The organism is Vibrio sp. JC009 (genome assembly GCF_029016485.1).
Classification (GTDB): Bacteria; Pseudomonadota; Gammaproteobacteria; order Enterobacterales; family Vibrionaceae; genus Vibrio.
In genome coordinates this window covers 1,773,983-1,797,194 of record NZ_CP092106.1, presented here as the reverse complement: position 1 = coordinate 1,797,194, position 23,212 = coordinate 1,773,983, and the positions used below count along the sequence as shown (strand labels likewise).

The window sequence follows — 23,212 nt, the reverse complement described above, 5'->3', positions numbered from 1 at the left end:
TTTATCTGTGCCTTTGAGCTCGGTATGCATTCCCACGCTGGAGCGTGGGAACGAGGGGGAATCTTTCAGAAATTACAGTTAGTTTAGTTGGAAAGGAATATATGAAAATCTCTCCTGAACGGATGACTCATTTGAAACAGCTTGAGGCTGAATCTATTCATATTATGCGTGAAGTGGCGGCGGAGTTTGATAATCCGGTGATGCTTTATTCGGTTGGTAAAGATTCGTCTGTGATGCTGCATTTGGCTAAGAAGGCGTTTGCGCCTGGTATTCCACCGTTTCCCTTGATGCATGTGGATACAACCTGGAAGTTTGTTGAGATGATCAAGTTCCGTGATTATATGGCGGAAAAACTGGGTATGAAGCTGATTGTTCATCAAAACCCGGAAGGGCTTGAGATGAATATTAACCCGTTTGTTCATGGCAGTTCTAAGCATACGGATATTATGAAAACTCAGGGGCTGAAGCAGGCGCTGGATAAATACGGCTTTGATGCTGCTTTTGGTGGTGCGCGTCGTGATGAAGAAAAGTCCCGTGCTAAAGAGCGTGTTTACTCTTTTCGTGATGAGCACCATCGCTGGGACCCTAAAAACCAGCGCCCGGAGCTTTGGAATACCTATAACGGTAAGGTGAATAAGGGCGAGAGTATTCGTGTATTCCCGCTTTCTAACTGGACAGAGTTAGACGTATGGCAATATATCTACCTTGAGCAAATTGAGATTCCAGGTTTGTACCTTTCGGCTAAGCGTCCGGTTGTTGAGCGTGATGGCCTGCTTATCATGGTTGATGATGATCGTATGGAGCTTAAACCAGGTGAAAAGGTGGAAGACAAAATGGTTCGCTTCCGTACACTGGGTTGCTACCCGTTAACTGGTGCGGTTGAGTCTGAAGCGACAACACTGCCGGAGATTATCCAGGAAATGCTGCTGACTACAACTTCAGAGCGTCAGGGCAGGGCGATTGACCACGACAGTGCCGGCTCTATGGAGAAGAAAAAGCGTGAGGGGTATTTCTAAGCAATGACGCCTTACGAAAGAAAAGAAAACGAGTCAGTAAGCGATGATGTGGTGTGGCATAACACCACGGTTTCCCATTCTGAAAGGGTTAGCTTAAAACAGCAAAAACCGGTAGTGCTCTGGTTTACCGGGTTAAGTGGTTCCGGTAAATCAACTATTGCCAATGTAGTAGAGCATGAGCTTCTTCAACTTGGTAAGCATAGCTACCTGCTGGATGGTGACAATGTTCGCCATGGCTTGAATAAAGACTTAGGTTTTAGCGATAACGACAGAGTCGAAAATATCCGCCGTATCGGTGAAGTAGCCAAATTGTTTGTGGATTCAGGTTCTATTGTGCTTACTGCATTTATCTCACCATTTATCTCCGACAGGGAGCAGGTGAGAGATATCCTTGAGCCAGGGCAGTTTCTGGAAGTGTTTATTGATACGCCACTGGACATCTGCGAGCAGCGAGATCCAAAAGGGCTGTATAAGAAAGCGCGTGCTGGAGAAATAAAACATTTCACTGGCATTGATTCTGAGTATCAGCCGCCAAAGGCTGCGGAAATTCATATCCGTACGGAAGACAAAAGCGTTAAAGAGTGTGCCGATATGATTATTGCGGAACTGAGCAAGCAAGGCTACCTGAAGATTTAGGTTAAGGATAATTTAATGCATTACGATGTTTTTAATGGCGATGCGGACGGTATTATTGCTTTGCTTCAGTTAAGGTTAGCCGAGCCTAAAGACGCTACTCTGGTTACCGGGGTAAAGCGTGATATTAAGCTGCTGGAAAAAGTCGTTGCCGAAGGTGATGCATCAGGCCTGACCGTGCTTGATGTTTCCATGGAAAAAAATATGCCTGCGCTGGAAAAGCTTCTGGAGCAGGGTGTTAAGACTTTTTATTGTGATCACCACAGAACGGGAGATATTCCTGAATCTGAGCACTTAGAAGCACTGATTGATCTGGATTCAGAAGTCTGTACCAGTTTGCTAATTAATAACCGCCTTCAGGGGGAATATGTTAGCTGGGCAATAGCAGCAGCTTTTGGTGATAACCTGATTTCCACTGCCAGCAAAATTGCTGAAGAGCAGGGTTTAAGCAAAGTCGATACCGAGTTTCTGAAAGAGCTGGGTACCCTGGTTAACTACAACGGATATGGTGCGGCTACAGCTGATCTGCATATCGCACCAGACCACCTGTATAAAGCACTTCTGGAATATTCCGACCCCTTTATGCTGCGGGATGACCTGGAATCGCCATATTACCAGCTTAAGAAGGGCTATGAAGCGGACATGGCGAATCTTTCTGAGTTATCACCTCTGGTTGATTCATCAATTAGCCGGGTATTTGAACTGCCGTGTGAAGCATGGGCACGTCGCATCAGTGGTGTATTTGGTAACCAGCTTGCGAATGAAGAGCCGGGTAAAGCACATGCGGTATTAACGTTAAATGGCAGCGGTGAAGATTACACTGTAAGTGTCAGGGCTCCGCTTGAGAACCGGACCGGAGCTGATGAGGTTTGTACCCAGTTTCCTACCGGTGGTGGCCGTAAGGCGGCGGCGGGAATTAATGCGCTTCCGGTTGCGGATAAGGCGCGTTTTACTCAAGTTCTTGAAGAGTTTTATCAATAATTTAATAAGGAAAGAGTTAGCCCCCCCCTCTAACTCCCCCTTCGGAAGGGGGAGAACTGGTTTGGTGGAGTGTTTTACTTATTGCACATGCTCTTTCTATAACAGGATATAAAAAATGTCACATTCATCAGAGCTAATCGCTACGGATATTGAAGCTTATCTGAACGTTCATGAAAATAAAGACCTGCTGCGCTTTCTGACCTGCGGCAACGTGGACGATGGTAAATCTACACTTATTGGTCGTCTGCTATACGATAGCAAGTTGATTTATGAAGATCAGATGGCGGCTATTGAGCGCGATTCTCAAAAATTTAATACCACAGACGATGCGTTTGATTTGGCGCTTTTGGTAGATGGTTTACAGTCTGAACGCGAACAGGGTATTACCATTGATGTTGCTTACCGTTATTTCTCTACCGATAAGCGTAAGTTTATTATTGCCGATACTCCGGGGCACGAGCAGTACACCCGTAATATGGTAACCGGAGCTTCTACCTGTGATTTAGCCATTGTAATGGTTGATGCCCGTAACGGTATTCAGACTCAGACCCGTCGTCACAGCTATATTTGTAGCCTGCTGGGTATTAAGCACATTATTGTTGCTATCAACAAGATGGACCTGATGGACTACAGCCAGGAGGTTTATCAGAAGATTAAAGCGGACTACCGTGAAATGGCGGAAAACTTTAACTTTAAAGATCTGCGTTTTGTGCCTATTTCAGCACTTAAGGGTGATAATGTGGTAACTGCCAGCCAGAATATGGACTGGTATCCGGGTGCAACGCTAATGAAATTGCTGGAAACGGTGAAGATTAACCAGGATGTGAATCTTGAGCATATGCGTTTCCCTGTTCAGTATGTTAACCGTCCGAATCTGGATTTCCGTGGATTCTGCGGTACTCTGTCTTCAGGTATTGTTCAGGTAGGTGATGAGATCACCGCACTGCCTTCTGGCAAGAGCTCAAAGGTTAAGTCTATTTATACCTACGATGGTGATTTAGCATCGGCGCAACCGGGCCAGGCAATCACTCTTACTCTTGAAGATGAAATCGATATCTCTCGTGGAGATATGATCGTTCATAAAGGGTTTGAACCTAAAGTCTCTAACAAGCTTGCTGCTCATATTGTGTGGATGGGTGAAACACCAGCTCGTTCTTATAAAGAGTATGCGTTTAAGTTCGCGACTAAAACTTGTTTTGGTAAGCTGGATAATATCGATTACAAAGTTGATGTTAATACGCTTGAGCGTGGTGCGCAGGGCAGTGAGACGGTTGAACTGAATGAGATTGCTCACGCAACTATTTCGTTAACCGATAAGGTTGCGATGGATAAGTATCAGCAACTTTCGGGTACGGGTTCGTTTATTATTATCGACCGCCATACTAACGTAACTGTTGGTGCGGGTATGGTTGATCTGATTAATGGTGAGTCTGTTGAAGATAAACGTACTTACTCTCAGGCTGATCGTGATCTGAATGCTTATATCAGAAAGCATTATCCTGAATGGGGCTGTACGGAAATCTAATGATTTTGCCAGTAATTATGGCAGGCGGCTCTGGCACTCGCCTATGGCCGCTTTCCCGAACTCATTTTCCCAAGCAGTTTCTCTCATTAGCAAGCGAGAATACGATGCTTCAGGATACTGTTTCCCGCTTAGCCGGCCTTGAACATAAAGCCCCACTTTTTATCTGTAACGACGAACACAGATTCATTGTGGCAGAGCAGTTAAGAAAAGCTGAATTTAAACATAGCGGTATTATCTTAGAGCCGGTTGGCCGGAATACCGCGCCAGCGGTTGCACTGGCTGCGCTTCAGGCTGTTCAGAATGGGGATGATCCGTTACTCCTGGTGCTTGCAGCGGATCATGTGATTAAAAATGAGGCTGCTTTTGTGGCATCGGTAGAGGCGGCAGTGCCTGAGGCAAGGAAAGGTAATTTGGTTACCTTTGGTATTGTGCCTACCGCGCCTGAAACGGGTTACGGTTATATTCGTCAGGGCGAAGTAAGCGGTGAAAACAGCTTTAAAGTCGATTCCTTTGTAGAAAAACCAAATCAGGAAAAAGCGCAGGAGTATCTTGCCAGTGGTGAGTATTACTGGAACAGTGGCCTGTTTTTGTTTAAGGCTTCTGCATTTTTAGCTGAGTTGGAAGCGCACCGTCCGGATATTCTGGCGGCATGTAAGGAAGCGCATTTAAGCAGTTATCCTGATCTGGATTTTATCCGGCTGGATAAAGATGTGTTTGCAAATTGCCCGGATGAGTCTATCGACTATGCGGTAATGGAACCCACTCAGAATGCGATTGTAGTACCGATGGATGCACACTGGAACGATGTGGGCAGCTGGTCTGCTATCTGGGAAGTTAACGATAAAGATGCAAAGGGCAATGCAACCCGTGGCGATGTTATCGCAGAAGATACCCGGAACAGCTATGTCTATTCTCAGAGTAAACTGGTTTCCACTGTGGGTGTGGACGATCTGATTGTTATCGAAACAAAAGATGCCGTATTGGTTGCACATAAAGACAAAGTTCAGGGTGTAAAAAACATCGTTAACCACCTTAAACAGAATGGCAGAGAAGAGTACCTTAAGCACCGGGAAGTTTTCAGGCCGTGGGGCTCTTACGACGCAATCGCAAATGGTGAACGTTTTGAGGTTAAGCAGGTCACGATCAAACCCGGTGAAAGAACCGCGATTCAAAAACACTATCACAGAGCCGAGCACTGGGTGGTGGTATCCGGTACCGCCAGAATCATTCGTGGCGATAAAGAGCTGATTTTAAGTGAAAACGAGTCTACCTATATTCCGATCAATATGGAGCACGCCATAGAGAATCCGGGTAAAGTACCTCTGGAAATCATAGAGGTGCGCTCAGGTAGCTATTTAGCTGAAGACGATATTGTGCGTATCAGCCGCGATGGTTATGTGGACTCAGAGCAAACGCTGCTAACATCAGAAAGTATGCTTGTTGCTACTCAAAGCGCGAAAGAGGCTATCAATGAATAAGGCTAAACTGGCGCTTAGCTGCTTTAAAGCCTACGATATTCGCGGCAAACTGGGTTCGCAGCTAAACGAAGATATCGCTTATCGTATTGGCCGGGCTTACGGTCAGTACTGCAGGCCAGAGAAGGTAGCCCTGGGCGGGGATGCGCGTTTAACTTCTGAATCCTTAAAGGCTTCGCTGGCAAACGGCCTCATGGATGCGGGGGTAGATGTTGTTGACCTTGGCATGACAGGCACGGAAGAGATCTATTACGCGGCCTTTGCCATGGATGTGGATGGTGGCATTGAAGTGACTGCCAGCCATAATCCGATTGATTACAACGGTATGAAACCCGTTGGTAAAGGTGCGGCTCCAATCGGAAAGACCAGCGGCCTAAATGAGATTCAGGCTATTGCGGAAAGCGGTGAGTTTGAACCGGTTGAGGTAAAAGGCTCATTGTTTAACACAGACAACCGCCCAGCTTATATTGAGCATATTCTAAGCTATATCGCCCCGGCCAATATTAAACCGCTTAAACTGGTGGTAAATGCCGGAAATGGCGCAGCAGGGCCGGTTGTTGATGAAATAGAAAAACGTTTTAATGCGCTGAATGTGCCGGTCGAGTTTATTAAGGTGCATCATCAGCCGGATGGCACCTTCCCAAATGGTATTCCAAATCCACTTTTACCTGAAAACCGTGCTTCAACCTCTGAAGCTGTGCTTAAGCATAAAGCAGATTTTGGTATCGCCTGGGATGGCGATTTTGACCGCTGTTTCCTGTTTGATGAAAATGGCCGCTTTATAGAGGGTTACTATATTGTCGGTCTGCTTGCGCAGGCTTTTTTGCAGCAGGATGCAAACCAGAAAATTATTTTTGATCCGCGTGCTTACTGGAATACAGAGCAGGTAATTAAAGAACTGGGTGGCACACCTGTGATGAGCAAGTCTGGTCATGCCATTATTAAAGAAAAAATGCGTGAAGTGGATGCGGTATACGGTGGTGAAATGAGTGCCCATCACTATTTCCGTGACTTTGCCTATTGTGACTCGGGTATGATCCCATGGCTGCTGATTGCCGAGCTTATTTCGGTTAAAGGTATAAAGCTCTCTTCTATGGTTGATGAGATGATCGCGGCTTATCCGGCGTCCAGTGAAATAAATTTCAAGCTGGAAGAGCCGAAGAGGGCACTGCAAAGAGTGCAGGATTACTATGCGCCTAAGGCTGACTCTATTGAAGATATTGACGGAATCGGTATGGCGTTTAAAGGTTCCGGTTCTGCATGGCGTTTTAATCTTAGATCTTCAAATACTGAGCCGGTTGTGCGTTTAAATATTGAGTCTGAGGGAAACCGTAATCTGATTGAAGAGAAGATTAGGGAAATATCTAGCTTGTTAAATGCTTAGTATTACCTAATCATATTTAGTATTTTACTTTGTACGACCACAGTATCAGTGAAATACCGAAACAAACCAGAACGTGTTTTCAGTCAGAAAAACTCCCGAGTTTTCTGCGGATTATGGGATTGTTGCTGTAACTGGTATTTCTTATGCCTACAGCTTTGAATTTGAATCATTTGTTCTTTGTTGGATTTACAAAATGAGTATAACAATGGAAAGAAGAGAGCACTGGGTCGATTACGCAAAGGCAATCGGAATTATCTTAGTTGTATTTGGACATGTGTCTAGAGGGCTTCATAACGCAGGTATTGAGATACCTACGGAGTTCTATGAGTTAGCAGACAGTATCGTTTATAGTTTTCATATGCCTTTATTTTTTTTTCTATCAGGGTTATTTTTTTATAACTCATTCATTAATAGAGGAATAAAGAACTTAGTGCTCAACAAGATCGATACAATTTTCTATCCTTACGTTATTTGGTCAATTATTCAAGGAACTATAGAAGTTATTTTGTCTACCTATACGAATGGTGAAGTGTCTATTACACAAGTGCTTGAGTTTTTATGGGCACCACGAGCACAGTTTTGGTTTTTGTATGTGCTGTTATTTACTTTTATCTTTTTTTCATTTGTTTATAGTTCGCTCTCAAAAATTAGTGCAGTAATAGTTCTCTCAGCGATATCAATTTTTTTCTATTTTTCTGCGCCACATATAGGTAATATTGGTGTTGTTAAACAGTTTATGGGTAGCATGGTTTTTTTTGCTTTAGGTGTACTATTCACCATACATATTAAAGTTAATTATGTTTCCACACCTAAATTCTTGATTTGTTCTGGAATTGTCTTTATATTATCTCAATGGTATTTCCACAGTATATTGTCCTTAAGGTATGTGGATAAAGGAGTCGAAACGTTATTTTTGGCGATTGTTTCAATATTTTTCGTGGTCTCAGTGTCGACCTACCTCAGTTTAAAAAATGCTAAACTTCTTGCTTACATTGGTTCATCTTCAATGGTGATTTACTTGATGCATATTCTAGCCGGAAGTGGTATTAGAGTAATATTAGGAAAAGTATTTAATGTTGACTCCTATTATATCCATATTACTCTTGGATGTATCGTTGGTGTCAGTGCTCCTTTGTGCGCTCTTTGGTTAATAAAAAAGCTCAATATTAGATTTCTCTTTTCTGCACCACTCAGTTCGTGTTTAACACAAGGGTTTAAAAAATTGGTAGCGAGAACTTAGAAACTTCTAAATATGAAGGGGACAGTGTTTTGGTTCAGGAAAAAGTAGAAGAGCTGTTTGTTCTATTCGCTTCTTCATAAATAAGGTTGTAAATAATTAATGACAAAGGGTTCAAAAGTCAGTTTAGCGGTTATTGGGTTGGTTTCACTTGCAACAATTTTTGTTGCAAGTCAGTTTGCTGTGGGGTCGCTGTATAAGATAGGTTTGGATAATCAGATCGAGGTTTATAGTAAATACCGGGCAAAATATGCCAATAGTGATGATCAGGCGGTATCGGATAAAAAGCTGAGTATCTTGGAGCGTTTAAATATGCTTAAGGACAATATGCTGGCCTGGAATCAGTATAATCCTGAGTATTTGACTTATTCTGCTTATGTTGAACTGGTAAACAGTTATTCCGGTGAAAGCAGTGAAGTACCTGATTCGTTTGTGAGTCAGGGACTGGGGCTGACTCAAGAGGCTGCTAAGGCTCGTCCTCTCTCTTTTAAGACTTATGTTCAGCAGGCTTATTCGTTTAATGCAAAGGGTGATGCTTTGCAGGAGGCGCTTTCGCAGTTATATCTTGCTGAGCAGTTTGGGCCTTATGAGAAAGCAACAGCCAGGGCCGGGATTGATTTTTATTTTGGTTACTGGGATAAGGTTTCCGCTAAGGACCGGGCTAAGGGTGTTCGGTATGTTTTAAATCCTCAGCAGTATGGCTTTAATTGGGGGTTTAGTCGGGGAGAGTTGGTTGAGTTGCTTAATGGTTCTTCTTATAAAGAGCGGGTTTGTCAGATTTTGATTTTTAGTGGGAAAGAGCCTCGGGTTTGTCAGTAGTTTTTTTAGTTTGATCAGGCGAGCGTTATTTTTTGAGAATTTTTTGAGTTTGGTATGCAATGGCATGGACTCCCTCACCTTCGTCGAAAATATCGGCTAAGGTAAGAGTGTCAACTAAAAAGGAGCCCATGCCATGAACAAGAATATCACTATTTCTATCGACCTTGCTAAGACTGTTATTCAAGTTGCGATAATTAATAAGCACGGAAAGCTTTCATCTAATCAAAAAGTATCTCAATCAAAGTTAATTTCAATGGTGGCTAAGCACCCCAAAGCTGTTATTTGTATGGAAGCTTGTGCAACGGCTCATTATTGGGGTCGAAAGTTCCAGCAGGCAGGACATCAAGTCTTACTCGTGCCTGCTCAGATCGCCGCTAAGTATCGCTCGGGAAATAAAAATGATCCCAATGATGCTTTGGCTATTTATGAAGCCAGTCAGCGGACAGATATTCATTTCGTTCCGGTTAAAACTGTTGAACAGCAAGATCTTGCCTGCTTACTAAGACTGCGGGAAGGTTATATTAAGCAACGAACACAGCTTGCTAACCGTATCCGGGGGCTTGCGATGGAATATGGCATCAAATTTCCCATAGGAATCAATTCGCTCAGAAAACAGCTACCGTTTGAGTTGGAAAATGCTGAAAATGAATTAACCCATGCTGCTCGGTTTATTCTAAATAATCTTAAAGAACAGTTGCTCGCGCTTGATACCCAAATTGATGATGCCACTCAAGCTCTTACCAATCAGGCAAAACAAAATGAAGATTGTAAGCTTTTAGCCTCGTTACCGGGTATTTCATGGATTTCAGGCAGTGCTTTGTATGCCAGGTTAGGAAATGCATCGGCTTATAAGTGTGGTAGGGATGCAAGCGCAAGCATTGGATTAGTGCCTGCTCATACAGGAAGTGGAGGTAGAAATATCAACCTTGGCATTACTAAGCGAGGAGATCGTTATCTCAGAGCTCTTGTCGTTCATGGTGCCCGAGCTGTAGTTAGTCATGTCAAAGATAAAACTGATCCACTTAGTCAGTGGATACGCTCTCTGTTAGAGAGAAACCATGTGAATAAAGTCGTTATTGCTCTAGCGAATAAGATAGTCAGGATGGCGTGTGCCATATTGAAATCAAAACAGCCTTACCAGCTTAAGTTAGCTTAACTGAAATAAGGTAAAGCTGAATTTGGAGCAAACGACAAACCAGCGTAATAGCAAGTAATTAAGATAAAGTGTTAGCACAGCACACAAGGCAAACTCTGTGTGGGAATGAGGCAATAAATGCCTGGACTGCGATTAGAAGCCTTGTTAGTGGATTTAGCCATAAAGGTTCGGGGTAGCGCCCCATGATGAAACCGAATATACGTGCACTTGCATAAACTCTTATTATCTTAAACCACTTGTGTTACAGGGGGAGTCCATATACGTTCCCACGCGGGAGCGTGGGAACGAGGGTCTTGTGATCGCGAGGGCATGCTAAGGTGAACTTTGGTTATATGTGCGAGTGATGGAAGCGTTGGTGTTTTTTTATCGGTATCGGTTTCCTGTTTTTCTTTTGGGAACTTTAATTTGTGGTGGTGCCTCTTTGTCTAAGAGCTCGGGGGTATTTCTTAAGCAGATTCACTTTGCTGAGCACTTTGTTGGGGGGCATCAGTTTTTACATTTGGCTATTGCTACCTCACTTAGCTTTTTGGCAGCCTGGTGTACTTTGCCGCAAGCTCGAAGATTTATGTTTAAAACAGTTGGCTTACCAACGCTTGTGCTTTTAGCTTTGGTTATTACCGATGAGCTGTTGCAGTATTTTCTACCAGCCAGGCATTACTCACTGGTTGATTTGTCTATTAATGTCGCTGGTATTATCGCAGGGACGTTTATTTACTTTTCTCTCAGTATCATAAAGGAGAAAATAGGGAGGTTTTTCATTTAATATGTTGAGAGTTGCTTATTATTGGATATTATTTCGTTTGTGAGCTCGTTTCACAACTTAGTTTATTAGTTTGACGTTCTCAGTGATCGTAAATAAGAGTTAAGGAATTTATACATGAAAGTTAAAAAATTATCACTAAGCATTGTTGCAGCTTTAGCGATACTTTCAGCGCCAACGTACGCTGCGATCACTGCGGCACAGCAGGCGGAAATCGATGCGGTTTTATCTGGCGGGCTAACAATTGAAGAGCAAGCGGCTCGTTTGGCTCAGCTGGCTTCTGCTAATCCAGAAATTGCAGCGGATATTACCAGGGTTGCAGTGGCAGCTGCGCCTGAAGCAGCTGCGGTAGTAACATCAGCAGTAGTAGAAGCTGCTCCAACAGCAGCGGTAGCAGTAACAGCCGCCGCTGTAGAGGCTGCGCCAGCGCAAGCTGCGGCAGTAACGGCGGCAGCGGTAGAGAAAGCACCGGAAGCGGCGGCGGCAGTAACGGCGGCAGCGGTAGAAAAAGCACCGGAAGCGGCAGCGGCAGTAACGGCGGCAGCGGTAGAGAAAGCACCGGAAGCGGCGGCGGCAGTAACGGCGGCAGCGGTAGAGAAAGCACCGGAAGCGGCGGCGGCAGTAACGGCGGCAGCGGTAGAGAAAGCACCGGAAGCGGCGGCGGCAGTAACGGCGGCAGCGGTAGAGAAAGCACCGGAAGCGGCGGCGGCAGTAACGGCGGCAGCGGTAGAGAAAGCACCGGAAGCGGCGGCGGCAGTAACGGCGGCAGCGGTAGAGAAAGCACCGGAAGCGGCAGCGGCAGTAACGGCGGCAGCGATTGAAAAAGCACCAGAAGCGGCTGTGGCAGTAACGATTGCAGCAGTAGAATCTGTATCCGATGAGTTAGCAGCGGAAGTAACGGCAGCGGCAGTTGAATCTGTTTCAGATGAAGTGGCAGCAGAAGTCACAGCGGCAGCGGTAGAGGCGGCATCAGATGAAGTAGCGGCCGAGGTAACGGCAGCAGCGGTTGAGTCTGCGTCGGATGAAGTGGTAGCGGCCGTAACAACGGCAGCGGTTGAATCTGTATCCGATGAGTTAGCAGCGGAAGTAACGGCAGCAGCAGTTGAATCGGTATCAGATGAAGTTGCGGCAGAAGTAACGGCAGCTGCGGTTGAGGCTGCATCAGATGAAGTTGCGGCGGAAGTAACGGCGGCAGCGGTTGAATCTGCGTCAGACGAAGTGGCGGCGGAAGTGACAGCAGCTGCGGTTGAGTCGGTATCTGATGAGCTGGCAGCGGAAGTAACGGCAGCGGCAGTTGAATCTGTATCAGACGAGGTTGCGGCAGAAGTAACGGCAGCGGCGGTTGAGGCAGCATCAGATGAAGTTGCAGCAGAAGTAACAACAGCAGCGATAGAGTCGGCTTCAGAAGAAGTGGTTGCTGAAGTGGCAGCGGCAGCGGTTGAGTCGGCATCGGATGAAGTGGCATCGGATGTAGCAACAGCAGCGGTAGAAAGTGCTTCTGAAGAGGCAATTGTTTCTGTTGTAGAAGCGGTTGTAGATGCGGCTTCAGAAGAGGTTGTTGATGAGGTAACTACTGCAGCGGTAACAACGGCAATCAGTGAAGGTGCTGACCCGACAGCGGTTGCTGAAGCATCTGCGGCGGGTGAGTCTACTGTTACTGACGAAACACCGGTTTCTGCTAGTTAATTTTAAAAATAATTATTAGATTAGAAAGTCCAAATTTCAGTTTGGGCTTTTTTGTTGTTTGAAGGTTTTTTGGGTTGCAGGTTGCAGGTTGCAGGTTGCAGGTTACGGGTTGGGATAGTCGGTGCTTGTTGATTTATATGTAACCTTTGTGCTTCCTTATTTTCATTTTTTTCTTATCTTTTTGGTTTATTCATGACCCGCACTGAGAGTTTTTGTTTTTATAGTCTTCTTGTTCTTATTATCTGGTTGCCTATTCCTTTGGCTAGCCACAGGGTTTGGGCCTGGTCTGTGTTCGAAATCTGGATTTCACTGCAGACCGTTGCGCTTATTTTTACCCTGAGGGGGGATTTCCCGTGGCATAGGGTTAAGCGGTTTGCCTGGTTGTTGGTTCCCTTAGTGCTGTTTCAGTTATGGACGGCTTTTCAGCTTGTTCCGTTACCACATAGTGTTGTTCAGTTTATGTCTCCGAAGGCGTTTGAGATCTATAGCTCGCTTGCGCTGGAGTCTATGACGCTGTCGCTGGACAGGTACGCGACCCTTACCGGGTTGTTAAAAGGGCTGGCTTATACGCTTTTTGCTTTTAATGCGGTTGTGCTGATTAACAGTGTCGACAGGGTTAGAAAAGTACTGCTGTTTGTGGTGATCAGTGGCACTTTCCAGGCGTTTTATGCCGCCTTGATGATACTTACCGGAACCACGGAAAGCTGGGTGTTCGGAATGCGACAAGGGCCGCGGGCTAGCGGCTCTTTTGTTTATCATAACCACCTTGCCAATTATATGATGATGTCGCTTTGTTTAGGTACAGGGCTAATTGTTGCCGACCTGCACCAGAGTGCTTCAGGTAACTGGCGTGTGCGGATTACGCGCTGGTCAGAGGCGCTGCTTTCCCCGAAAATGATTGTGCGTTTATGCCTGGTGATAATGGTGATTGCACTGGTTATGACGCGCTCAAGAATGGGCAATACCGCGTTTTTCTCGGTGACCGTGATTGGCGGTATTGTCGCGCTGCTGTTTTATAAAAACCGGCCAAGAGCATTAACGGTATTAATTATCTCTCTGCTTGCCATTGATACCTTTATTGTGGGCACCGTATTTGGGCTGGGTAAAGTAAAAGAGCGTTTAGAGCATACTTCCATGACTCAGGAAACCCGTGATGAGGTGGTTAACTGGAGTATGGAGATTATTCAGGATTACCCTTATACAGGCACTGGTCTGGGAAGCTTTTATTCCACTTTTCCCTCCTATACTAAACGTAATATCGGTTATTATGACTTTGCTCATAATGAATATGTTCAGTTTGCGGTTGAAACTGGAATTCCGGCAACGCTGCTATTAGGGCTTTCTGTGCTTTTTGCGCTGTGGTTAAGCTTTAAAGCGATCCGCAGCAGAAACAGTAAAACTCTAAAGGGAACTGCGCTGGGCTGCTTTATGGCGATTATCGGCATGCTGATACATATTTCAGTGGACTTTAACCTGCAGCCACCGGCGAATGCAGTGACATTTATATTGGTTCTGGTGCTGGCCGGGTGTTCGGTGAATTTGCAGGCTGGTTCTAAGCGAGCCTTGCAGCAATAAATCTCAGTAGAACCGATAAGGAAATCGGAGGTAACTATGAGTGAACTAGTCAAACCATTTATGCATTTCAGCATCATCAAAGATTACCGTCGGTAAGGAAAAGGGGCTTCGTAATCTTGCCCTGTACGAGCCAGAAAACAATAGTTTACATAAAAAGAGAGGGATGTGTGGGTAAGTTTAAATATCGTCCAGATATAGATGGTTTGCGTGCGGTTGCTGTAATATCTGTTATTATATTTCACCTAGATGAGTCATACCTTTCTGGTGGTTATCTAGGCGTAGATATATTTTTTGTCATTTCTGGATATTTAATTACAGGGATTATATATAGAGAGTTTATAGAAAACAGATTTTCATTATCCAACTTCTATACTCGACGTGCTAAGAGAATATTACCTCCACTCTTTTCGGTTCTTCTAATGGTAATGATTGTGGGTTATTTTGTAATGCTACCTTATGAGTATTATAAAGTGGGGGTTTCAATTATCAGTGTGCTTCTATTTATATCCAACGTTCAGTACTCCTTACGAATAGGTGATTATTTTTCCGGTGAATCTTCTGAATGGCCACTTTTACACACATGGTCTTTGTCTGTTGAAGAACAGTATTATTTTATATTTCCTTTAACATTATTTGTTTTAATTAAGTTTTTTAATTCTAGAAAGACAGTTTTCCTATTTGCTATAGCTCTCATGAGTTTTCTGTTGGCAGAGGTTCTATCGGGTAATGATAAGTTTCAATCAATTAGCTTTTACTTGATATTTACCAGAATGGGCGAGTTATTGATAGGGTCGGTTTTAGCAGTTTTAGCTCAAGATAATAAAATAAAACCTATAACTTCAAGTTTTATTTCTGTGTTGTCTCTGGTTATTATCGGATTAATGCTAATTACGATAAATGAAACATATACAACTCCTGGTTTATTATCACTATTGCTCTGCGTATGTGTCGTAATAATAATAAATAGTCATAACACTTTGGTTAACAAGTGGTTATCGAACCGTGTAATGGTTTCTATTGGATTGGTTTCTTACTCGTTGTATTTATATCATTGGCCTATAATGGCATACTATCGTTATTTATATAACTTAAAAGTAAAAATACTTGATATTCCTGTTATATCTCAATTTAGTATTGTTCTACTTACATTTATATTAAGTGTGGCATCTTACTTTTTAATAGAAAGACCGCTTCGACGAAACTCTCTAAAAGGGAAAAAAGTTGCACTCTTTTATTTTATACTTCCTTCCCTAATAATGGGGGGGCTATCTAGTTTTGTTTATTTAAGTAATGGGTATCCGACTAGATTAGATATCAATAATATCCTTGCTAAAAAGCAATATAATCACATTGATAAGGAGAAATGCCCTTCTTTAGTTAATGAGGGATGTAAAGGTGGCAATATAGGTAGTAAAAAAAGTATTTTCTTATTCGGTAATAGTCATGCCGAGCATTATTTCGAATATGTATCATTGCTTGCAAATGATCATGGGTACGAAGTTCAATTATATGCTTCTGGGGGATGCGGATTAATGCCTGTTTCTTCTAAATGTAAACATATTCAGGATAGTTTTAATAAAGTTAAAGACAGTGCGGATATTATAGTTATTTCATACAGGTGGGATGCTTTGTATAAAAAAACTGGTTTCGATAATGATTTGCAAAAAATTATTAGAGGTGTAAAAAGTAACAACAACAGAGTTATTGTTATGGCTCAGCCCCCATTGCTAAAATTTTCTCCAACCAAATTACAGAACTGTAGTCGACTTGGTTTGAACTGCATAGTTGATGAGTATTATTCGGATCAATACCCTGATTACAACAAGGTTGTAGAAAAAGTAACGACATTAAGTGGTGTTGAGTTTTTTGATCCTTATACATATGTTAAACACCCAAAAACTATAGAGGAAAAGGGTAAGCTATATTTCTCAGATAATGACCATTTGTCAGTGTATGGTGGAGACTGGCTCTATTCACAATATCAAAAGAAAAACGATATATTTAGGTGATATTGTGAAGAGGTTCTTTCTATCAGTAATTTTATTATTGGTTTTAATTTCTATAGGAGGACTGCTCGGTTTACACCATCTAATTATTGGGGTAGCTAGAACTATTGTGGTCCCAGATATTACAACCACTTCTGATTATAAAAATCGAATTGAAATTATCCGAAGCTATCCACTATCAACTGATGGTATTGTACTTTTAGGGGATAGTATAACCTATCAGTTCGATGTGGATAAACTTTCTGTAAAGAATAAAGTAGTTTACAATATGGGTATATCAGGTGATACCACGAGAGGAGTTATCAAGCGCTTAGACTTGGTAAACAGAGTTAAACCTGAGGTTGTATTTATCATGATTGGAACTAATGATCTTGGAAGAAATATTAAAGTTAAAGAAATAAGCCATCATTTTCAGATAATTTTAGATGCTTTAAAAACTGACGAAAGAAAGATCATTGTGCAGTCGGTGTTACTATCAAATGGTTTTAAACGAAATAATGATAAAGTTAAATTGCTCAACTTGGAAATAAAGAAGTTGGCGGCGTTAAATAACGTTAACTACTTGGACGTAAATCGAGTACTTAGTAAAAATGATTATATTATTCCTGAATACACTACAGATGGGCTTCATTTAAATGATAATGGAAACGACAAATGGAGAATATTGATTAACGAATGTTTGAAAGAATCGAAGTTATAAATTGATTTTATGTGGGGTCGTTATTGAATGATAAAGAAGGATATCTGAGTTAGAGAACTAAGTTAGCCCAAATAACTTACTTTAAAAGATAAATAGGTTAGTTTACTTAAGTGCTGAGAAATTGTTAAACTATACACGCTCCCATTGGCAGGTTGAATCAATGCACTGTACAGATTTTGTACCATTTACATTGCTGGCGTCTCATAGGTGAGACTGGCGTTGTTATTGGAATTCATTCCTTTATTTGTGCATTTACTCTAGGTAGATTGTTTTACAAATTGCTTACTGAATAAGTACTGAGTGGGCGGTATACAGGGTTTACCTTGGTGAATTAAAGCAGGGTGGGAGCTTTGGACCCAGGGGCGGTAGCGTCACCCATCTTATCTATCAATATAGAGTCGGCAGAGATTGAAACTAAATGAAGCTATCAGTTGTTATTCCATCTTATTGTGCAGAGGCGAATCTTAATTCTGCGCTGGCTTCGATAGGAAAGCAGATTGACAGTGAGGTTGAATGCATAGTTGTAGACTGTTCGCCTCATAATAAAGTTGAGGATATCTGTAATCGATACCCGTTTGTTACCTTTATTAAATCAGAGCAGAGATTTGATCCCGGGCAGGGGCGTAATATCGGTGCAAAGGCTAGTACAGGTGAGACCTTAGTCTTTATAGACGCCGATGTGGTACTTCATCATGATGCCATAAAGAATATTAAGAAGGCTGTGGAACAGGGCTACAGAGCCTTTGGTGCCGCATTAGATTTAAATACAGAAGTTCACGATAGTTTTCCTGCTAGGGTTGAGCACTATTACTTTAATCATGAGTCTCAGTCCACAAGAAGTTTCACCTTACGTAAGAATTTAAGCTCTGCCTTTATGATTATAGAGAAGGCGCTGTTTTTGCAGTTTGGCGGCTTCAGTGATATTCCCCGCATGCAGGATACAGAGCTTACCGAACGGTTAGTGGCCAGTGGTATTGAACTGTTTCTTGTTCCTTCTGTTATCGGGTATCAGATACAGGACTCTCCCCTAGAAAAGGTGTTAAGAAAAATTGCCATTACAGGTAACAACACCTATTTTATTCGCTATCAGAACAGCAGTGGTTTACGAAAGCGTGGACTATTTGCACTGCTTGCCCCTCTCATGATGCTGGCTAAAATAAGCCGGATAAATTACCGCAACCTGCGCTATTCATTTAGCTTAAAGATGCTGTTGGTATATTCACCCTATATGTATATATGTGGCCTATATTGGATGAAGGGATTTTACCGTGCTCTGGTTACTAATAGCGGAATATCGTCGGGCAGATAAATGAAATTGAAAATTAGCCAAATAGTCTTAATTTATTTTATATTCTTTATATCTTTTGCAAATTCCGGGCAGTCTGATGCGTCGGTGCAGAACGCCTTCCATTGGAATAAGCTTATTGGCCGTGGCATCAACCTTGGTAATGCCCTGGAAGCGCCGAAGGAAGGTGACTGGGGGCTGCGCCTGGAGGCCGAGCATTTTAAACTGGTTGCTTCTAAAGGCTTTCAGTCGGTTCGGATCCCTATCCGCTGGTCAGCCCATGCGCAAAAACAGGCACCTTACACAATAGATGATAAGTTTTTCAAGCGTGTAGACTGGGCGGTAAAGCAGGCACTGGATTTGAATCTGGTTGCGATTATCAATATTCATCATTACCAGGAGATTATGGCGTCTCCTGAAAAGCACAAAGCGCGCTTTCTTGCGTTCTGGAAACAGATTTCTGAGCACTATGCCAGTCATCCTGAAACGCTTTATTTTGAAATATTGAACGAGCCAAGTAAAAAACTAACCAGCGAAATCTGGAATGATTATTTAGCTGAGGCTATCAGCATAGTGCGAGAGAGTAACCCTAATAGAGCAATTCTTGTGGGACCCGGCCATTACAATAGTCTTGAGTCATTAACTAAGCTGAAACTTCCTGATGATAGAAAAAACCTGATTGTTTCTTTTCATTACTATGAGCCGTTTAAATTTACTCATCAGGGGGCTCACTGGCTAGGTAAAAAAAGCAATCAGTGGCTTGGTACAACCTGGGACGCAACCTACATTGAGCGCCGGGCTATTACCCGAAGCTTAAATAAAGCGAAAACCTGGGCGTTAAAAAATAAAGTTCCGCTCCATATGGGAGAGTTTGGTGTTTTTGAAAAAGCAGACATGGAGTCTCGCGTCCGCTGGACAACCTTTTTGAGGGAAGAAGCGGAGAAAAGAAGAATTTCATGGTCGTACTGGGAGTTTTGCAGGACATTTGGTATCTACGACCTTGATAATAATAAGTGGCGAAAAGATTTGTTAGAGGCACTTCAGCCATAATACCCTGCGTTATTTGTCCACTGAGATGTGGCTTTAAGTTGTAATAACGAATCGATTTTTTTGGACTATTTATGACATTTACCAATGTGTTTGGGATTAGCTTTCTTAATACCACTATAGAAGATCTTTCTTCAGAGATAATCAATGGAGAGTTATCTAAAAAAATGGTGGTGACGCCTAATGTGGACCATATAGTCCGCTTTCATAAGAATAATGATTTCAGAGCTGTTTATTCAAAGGCTGATTTGTACTTGAACGATTCACGAATACTTCAGGTACTTTCACGTTTTACAAAAAACAGATTAACGAGTCTGGTTACAGGAAGTGATTTAACGGCGTACTTATTTAATCAACTCAGACACAATGAAAATATCAAAATTGCGGTAATTGGTGGTGAAGACCCGGTTATTGAAAAAGTTATTAACGAGTACGATATCAAGAATGTTGTTCACTATAATCCCCCTATGGGCTTTCATACCCAGCAAGGTGAAATAGATAAGTGTGTTGCGGTTTGTAAGCTCGCTAACCCGGATATTGTTTTTCTTGCGGTGGGTAGTCCTAAACAAGAAATTGTGGCCAAGGTGTTAAGAGATAATGATGTGCCTGGCTGCTATCTCTGCGTGGGTGCATCTTTGTTGTACCTTGCAGGCGAAGAGAAGCGTGCGCCTTTATGGGTGCAGAAGATGCATTGTGAATGGTTTTACCGGTTAAGCCAGAATCCGAAGAGACTAGCAAAGCGGTATTTGGTTGATGGCTGGGGTATCTTGCCAGTCGTATTAAAAGAGCGAAGAAAGTGACATTCAGATATGACATAAATGGCCTTAGAGCGATAGCTGTAATCGCTGTGGTATTGTTTCACTATGAGCCTGACTTGCTGCCTGGTGGCTTTGCGGGTGTAGACGTGTTTTTTGTTATTTCTGGTTTTTTAATGACCGGAATAATTTTCCGAGGAGTAGAGCAAAATAGCTTCTCTGTTTTGAGGTTTTACATTGCTCGCGCAAACAGAATTATCCCGGCGCTGGCAGTCGTTTGCTTAGCTATCACTGTTTGGGGATACTTTTTTCTTACGCCTTGGGATTATAAAACCGTAGGCCGTGATATTGCTACCAGCATGTTTTTTGTCAGTAATATCATGTTTAGCTTCAGACGTGGCTACTTTGATTCTGAAGATAATTTTTTACTTCACACCTGGTCTTTGTCTGCGGAATGGCAGTTTTACATATTATTCCCTGCGATCTTAGTACTTATGCGCCGGTTTATGTCTGTTAAGGCGATGAAAGCATGCGTATTGGTTGGGACTGCTGCAGGATATGTGTTTTGTGTTGCTGCAACTTATAAGTGGACAGCATCATCCTATTTTCTGTTGCCAATGAGAGCCTGGGAGATGATGGCCGGAGGGGTGGCTTTTCTTTATCCAATTAATTTGCAAAGTAAAGTAAAACACCTGGTAGAAAAGACAGGAATAGTATTAATTCTTGCATCGTATATTTTTATATCTAAGGATAACTATTGGCCGGGATACCTAGCCGTGATCCCGGTTTTAGGCGCATTTCTGGTAATTCAGGCACAAAACGACAGTATTTTTACCAATAATATTGTTTTCCAGAAGCTGGGTAGCTGGTCATACTCGATTTACTTGTGGCACTGGCCGATTTTATTGTTATTCAGCTATTACTTTATAGATGAAAAGTACGAGATTCTTGGCGCTCTTCTTTCTGTCTTGATCGCTTATCTGAGTTACCGTTTTGTTGAAAGCAGACGTATAAGGCGAGTTGACGAATCTGTATTGAAACCTTTGCTCAAATACTCGTTAATTCTGATTGTTTTTGGTTTCTTCGGAACCGCTATTTTCAAAACTAAAGGGTTTGCTCAACGAGAAGACCTTACCGCCAACTCTTTAATTCGCGGCGGTACCATGGATGATTATCAAGAGCATGAAGGGGTGTCGTTACTCAACAGTGAAATAGAGTACGATTATGTATTGATTGGTGACAGCAATGCAGACCATTATGTCCGCGGCATCCTTCATAAAGGAACAAAGGTTAAGCTTTCATGGTACTCAGATTGCCTCTCTTTTCCTCATTCTATATCTACGCGACAGGGCGTCTACGTCAGTTGGAAAGAAAACTGTAGAAATAATTTCAGGATTGGCCTTAATGAAAGCAAGCCGATTATTATTGCCCAACGGTGGCGACGCGCAGGTAAGGGTAGTTTAGAGTGCGTAGACGAAGGTTGTAATCTAATCGGTGAATATGACGCCGATTTAAGAACCCAGTTAAATGATTTGTTTAGAGCATACTCTGATAGCAAATCTGTCTATTTGGTTGGTGAGTTGCCTAAGCCGGTAGATAATCAGATTATGAAATGCCTGAAAACCAGCAAGTATTTTGGCGTTGATTTGGATTGCAAAGTAACGGATAAACTTCAGGATGATATCAGAGCAATGAACCGGGCTCTGAGAGCAGTCGCTTCTGAGTTCTCAAATGTTACTTTTATTGATCCAACTAAATACATTTGTTCAAACGGTCGCTGCAAATATTCCTTTAACGGTAATTCAATATTTATGACGGACGGAACTCACTTGTCTGGCTACGGCGCTGAAGTTATATGGAGTGATATAATTGATGAGATCAAGCAATATAATTAGCAGGCAGATATTGTTTATATGAAAAAGTCAATTATAATTTCTTTTATAGATCAGGGTATGTTGAGTGCCTTTAATATGGTTCTCTCTATACTGTTTATTAAAGTGCTTAGTTTTTCTGAGTTTGGTTCTTATAGCCTGGCATTTGCATACGGGCTAACACTTATCTCGTTTCAGAACGCGCTTTCTACTACTCCTATGTCAATTATGACTAAGAAGCGAGTAAGTTCAGGCCTTTCCAAGTATCAGAACTTATTCAACCTCAATCAGTATATATTTCTTTTATGTACTGCTGCTATTTCTCTGTTGTTTAGTGGGTTTACGGGACACTCCTGGCTAATTATCTGCTTTTATTCGATCAGTTTTTGCTTCAGAGAGTATGTAAAAAACCAGTTATTACTTAACTACCACCTTGTTTTGGTGTTTATAGTAGATCTGGTTTTCGTTGTTCTGACATCTGCTTTGCTGCTTGGTTGTTTTTTTCTTGATATGTTAAGTGAAAGTACGGTGTTGGTATCTCTGGCTTTCTCTTCATTTGTCGGAACACTTTGTGTGAAAGGTTACTGCTTATTAGGGATCGATGTTAGCAGAACCAGCGTAATGCTTTGGTTTCGTTTTTTTAAAGTGAAAGTATGGAGAATGGCTCGATGGACAACGCTTGGTGTTTCTTTAACCGAGTTATACGGCCGCTCATATTTATATATTATTAATATCGCCTGGGGGCAGGATATTCTCGGTCTTGTTCAGGGCGCAAGAGTCTTGTTTGGACCGCTCAATCTGTTTTTGATGGGGTGGTTCCGAGTAGGCCGGAATTATATGGCATCGTGCGTTGGTGCTGATGATAAAAAGGGGTTCAACCGGTTTTTTTGGCTAAGTATATTTGGCTTTGTAGTCCTGAGTACTGGGGTGATTATTTTAGTTAACCTTGCCTGGGGTATAATAGAGCCTTTATTGTTTGATGAAGCGAACCAGGATATGTATTACGCGGTTATGTGCTGGGGCCTTGTTATGTTTACCGTAAATATAAGAATGGTCGTTTCTACCGCTCTGCAGGCATATAGTGAGTTTAAGAAGCAGGCCTTATTCAACGCTCTATGTGCCATTGTTACGGTTGGCTCCGGTTATATTATCACTCAGTACCTTTTCTGGCAGGTTATGCCATTTTCTGTATTTTTAGGCGAACTTACACTCTTGCTATGTTGTAGCTACTATTTGAAGAAAATTAAAAATAAAAACAGTCGCTCCCTTACTAAGGTTGTTGTGAAGTAATATTTTATATG

At 42.4% G+C, this 23,212-nt stretch carries 19 protein-coding genes; all 19 read left to right on the top strand.

The window, feature by feature from the left end:
* Window positions 1-107 precede the first annotated feature (107 nt).
* The 19 genes from cysD (at window position 108) to L3Q72_RS08100 (ending at window position 23,201) form a co-directional block, all read left to right on the top strand.
* A complete protein-coding gene (gene cysD / locus L3Q72_RS08190; RefSeq protein WP_275132089.1) occupies window positions 108-1,016 on the top strand; it encodes a sulfate adenylyltransferase subunit CysD in 909 nt (302 codons plus the stop codon).
* A gap of 3 nt (window positions 1,017-1,019) precedes the next feature.
* On the top strand, window positions 1,020-1,652 hold the full coding sequence (gene cysC, locus L3Q72_RS08185; RefSeq protein WP_275129465.1) for an adenylyl-sulfate kinase: 633 nt from the start codon (window positions 1,020-1,022) through the stop codon (window positions 1,650-1,652).
* 15 nt (window positions 1,653-1,667) lie between these two features.
* Window positions 1,668-2,630, top strand: a complete 963-nt coding sequence (locus L3Q72_RS08180) for a DHH family phosphoesterase (protein ID WP_275129464.1) — start codon at window positions 1,668-1,670, stop codon at window positions 2,628-2,630.
* Window positions 2,631-2,745: 115 nt separating this feature from the next.
* Window positions 2,746-4,155 carry a sulfate adenylyltransferase subunit CysN gene (gene cysN, locus L3Q72_RS08175; protein WP_275129463.1) on the top strand — a complete coding sequence of 470 codons (1,410 nt, stop codon included), beginning with the start codon at window positions 2,746-2,748 and terminating at the stop codon, window positions 4,153-4,155.
* Window positions 4,155-5,633 carry a mannose-1-phosphate guanylyltransferase/mannose-6-phosphate isomerase gene (locus L3Q72_RS08170; RefSeq protein WP_275129462.1) on the top strand — a complete coding sequence of 493 codons (1,479 nt, stop codon included), beginning with the start codon at window positions 4,155-4,157 and terminating at the stop codon, window positions 5,631-5,633. The genes cysN and L3Q72_RS08170 overlap by 1 nt, the downstream gene beginning before the upstream one ends.
* Window positions 5,626-7,014 (top strand): phosphomannomutase CpsG, encoded by a 1,389-nt coding sequence (locus L3Q72_RS08165; RefSeq protein WP_275129461.1) that lies wholly within the window; start codon window positions 5,626-5,628, stop codon window positions 7,012-7,014. Before L3Q72_RS08170 ends, L3Q72_RS08165 begins: the two co-directional genes overlap by 8 nt.
* 73 nt (window positions 7,015-7,087) lie before the next feature.
* Window positions 7,088-8,254 carry an acyltransferase gene (locus tag L3Q72_RS08160; RefSeq protein WP_275129460.1) on the top strand — a complete coding sequence of 389 codons (1,167 nt, stop codon included), beginning with the start codon at window positions 7,088-7,090 and terminating at the stop codon, window positions 8,252-8,254.
* 99 nt (window positions 8,255-8,353) lie between these two features.
* On the top strand, window positions 8,354-9,070 hold the full coding sequence (locus L3Q72_RS08155; RefSeq protein WP_275129459.1) for a hypothetical protein: 717 nt from the start codon (window positions 8,354-8,356) through the stop codon (window positions 9,068-9,070).
* Between the two features lie 133 nt (window positions 9,071-9,203).
* A complete protein-coding gene (locus tag L3Q72_RS08150) occupies window positions 9,204-10,226 on the top strand; it encodes an IS110 family transposase (RefSeq protein WP_275129409.1) in 1,023 nt (340 codons plus the stop codon).
* A gap of 343 nt (window positions 10,227-10,569) precedes the next feature.
* Window positions 10,570-10,989 carry a VanZ family protein gene (locus L3Q72_RS08145; protein ID WP_275129458.1) on the top strand — a complete coding sequence of 140 codons (420 nt, stop codon included), beginning with the start codon at window positions 10,570-10,572 and terminating at the stop codon, window positions 10,987-10,989.
* Between the two features lie 114 nt (window positions 10,990-11,103).
* On the top strand, window positions 11,104-12,672 hold the full coding sequence (locus L3Q72_RS08140) for a hypothetical protein (RefSeq protein ID WP_275129457.1): 1,569 nt from the start codon (window positions 11,104-11,106) through the stop codon (window positions 12,670-12,672).
* Between the two features lie 288 nt (window positions 12,673-12,960).
* Window positions 12,961-14,247: an O-antigen ligase family protein gene (locus tag L3Q72_RS08135; protein WP_275129456.1), complete on the top strand. Its 1,287-nt coding sequence runs from the start codon at window positions 12,961-12,963 to the stop codon at window positions 14,245-14,247.
* 167 nt (window positions 14,248-14,414) lie between these two features.
* Window positions 14,415-16,256: an acyltransferase family protein gene (locus L3Q72_RS08130; protein ID WP_275129455.1), complete on the top strand. Its 1,842-nt coding sequence runs from the start codon at window positions 14,415-14,417 to the stop codon at window positions 16,254-16,256.
* Between the two features lie 4 nt (window positions 16,257-16,260).
* The gene (locus L3Q72_RS08125; RefSeq protein WP_275129454.1) at window positions 16,261-16,953 is read left to right on the top strand and encodes a GDSL-type esterase/lipase family protein; all 693 of its coding nucleotides are present in this window, start codon (window positions 16,261-16,263) and stop codon (window positions 16,951-16,953) included.
* A gap of 418 nt (window positions 16,954-17,371) precedes the next feature.
* Window positions 17,372-18,262 (top strand): glycosyltransferase, encoded by an 891-nt coding sequence (locus L3Q72_RS08120; protein ID WP_275129453.1) that lies wholly within the window; start codon window positions 17,372-17,374, stop codon window positions 18,260-18,262.
* Window positions 18,263-19,288 carry a glycoside hydrolase family 5 protein gene (locus L3Q72_RS08115; protein ID WP_275129452.1) on the top strand — a complete coding sequence of 342 codons (1,026 nt, stop codon included), beginning with the start codon at window positions 18,263-18,265 and terminating at the stop codon, window positions 19,286-19,288. It begins immediately after the preceding gene.
* A 71-nt stretch (window positions 19,289-19,359) separates the two neighbouring features.
* Window positions 19,360-20,085, top strand: a complete 726-nt coding sequence (locus L3Q72_RS08110) for a WecB/TagA/CpsF family glycosyltransferase (RefSeq protein WP_275129451.1) — start codon at window positions 19,360-19,362, stop codon at window positions 20,083-20,085.
* Window positions 20,082-21,935 carry an acyltransferase family protein gene (locus tag L3Q72_RS08105; RefSeq protein WP_275129450.1) on the top strand — a complete coding sequence of 618 codons (1,854 nt, stop codon included), beginning with the start codon at window positions 20,082-20,084 and terminating at the stop codon, window positions 21,933-21,935. Before L3Q72_RS08110 ends, L3Q72_RS08105 begins: the two co-directional genes overlap by 4 nt.
* Window positions 21,936-21,953: 18 nt before the next feature.
* On the top strand, window positions 21,954-23,201 hold the full coding sequence (locus L3Q72_RS08100) for a hypothetical protein (protein WP_275129449.1): 1,248 nt from the start codon (window positions 21,954-21,956) through the stop codon (window positions 23,199-23,201).
* Window positions 23,202-23,212 lie beyond the last annotated feature (11 nt).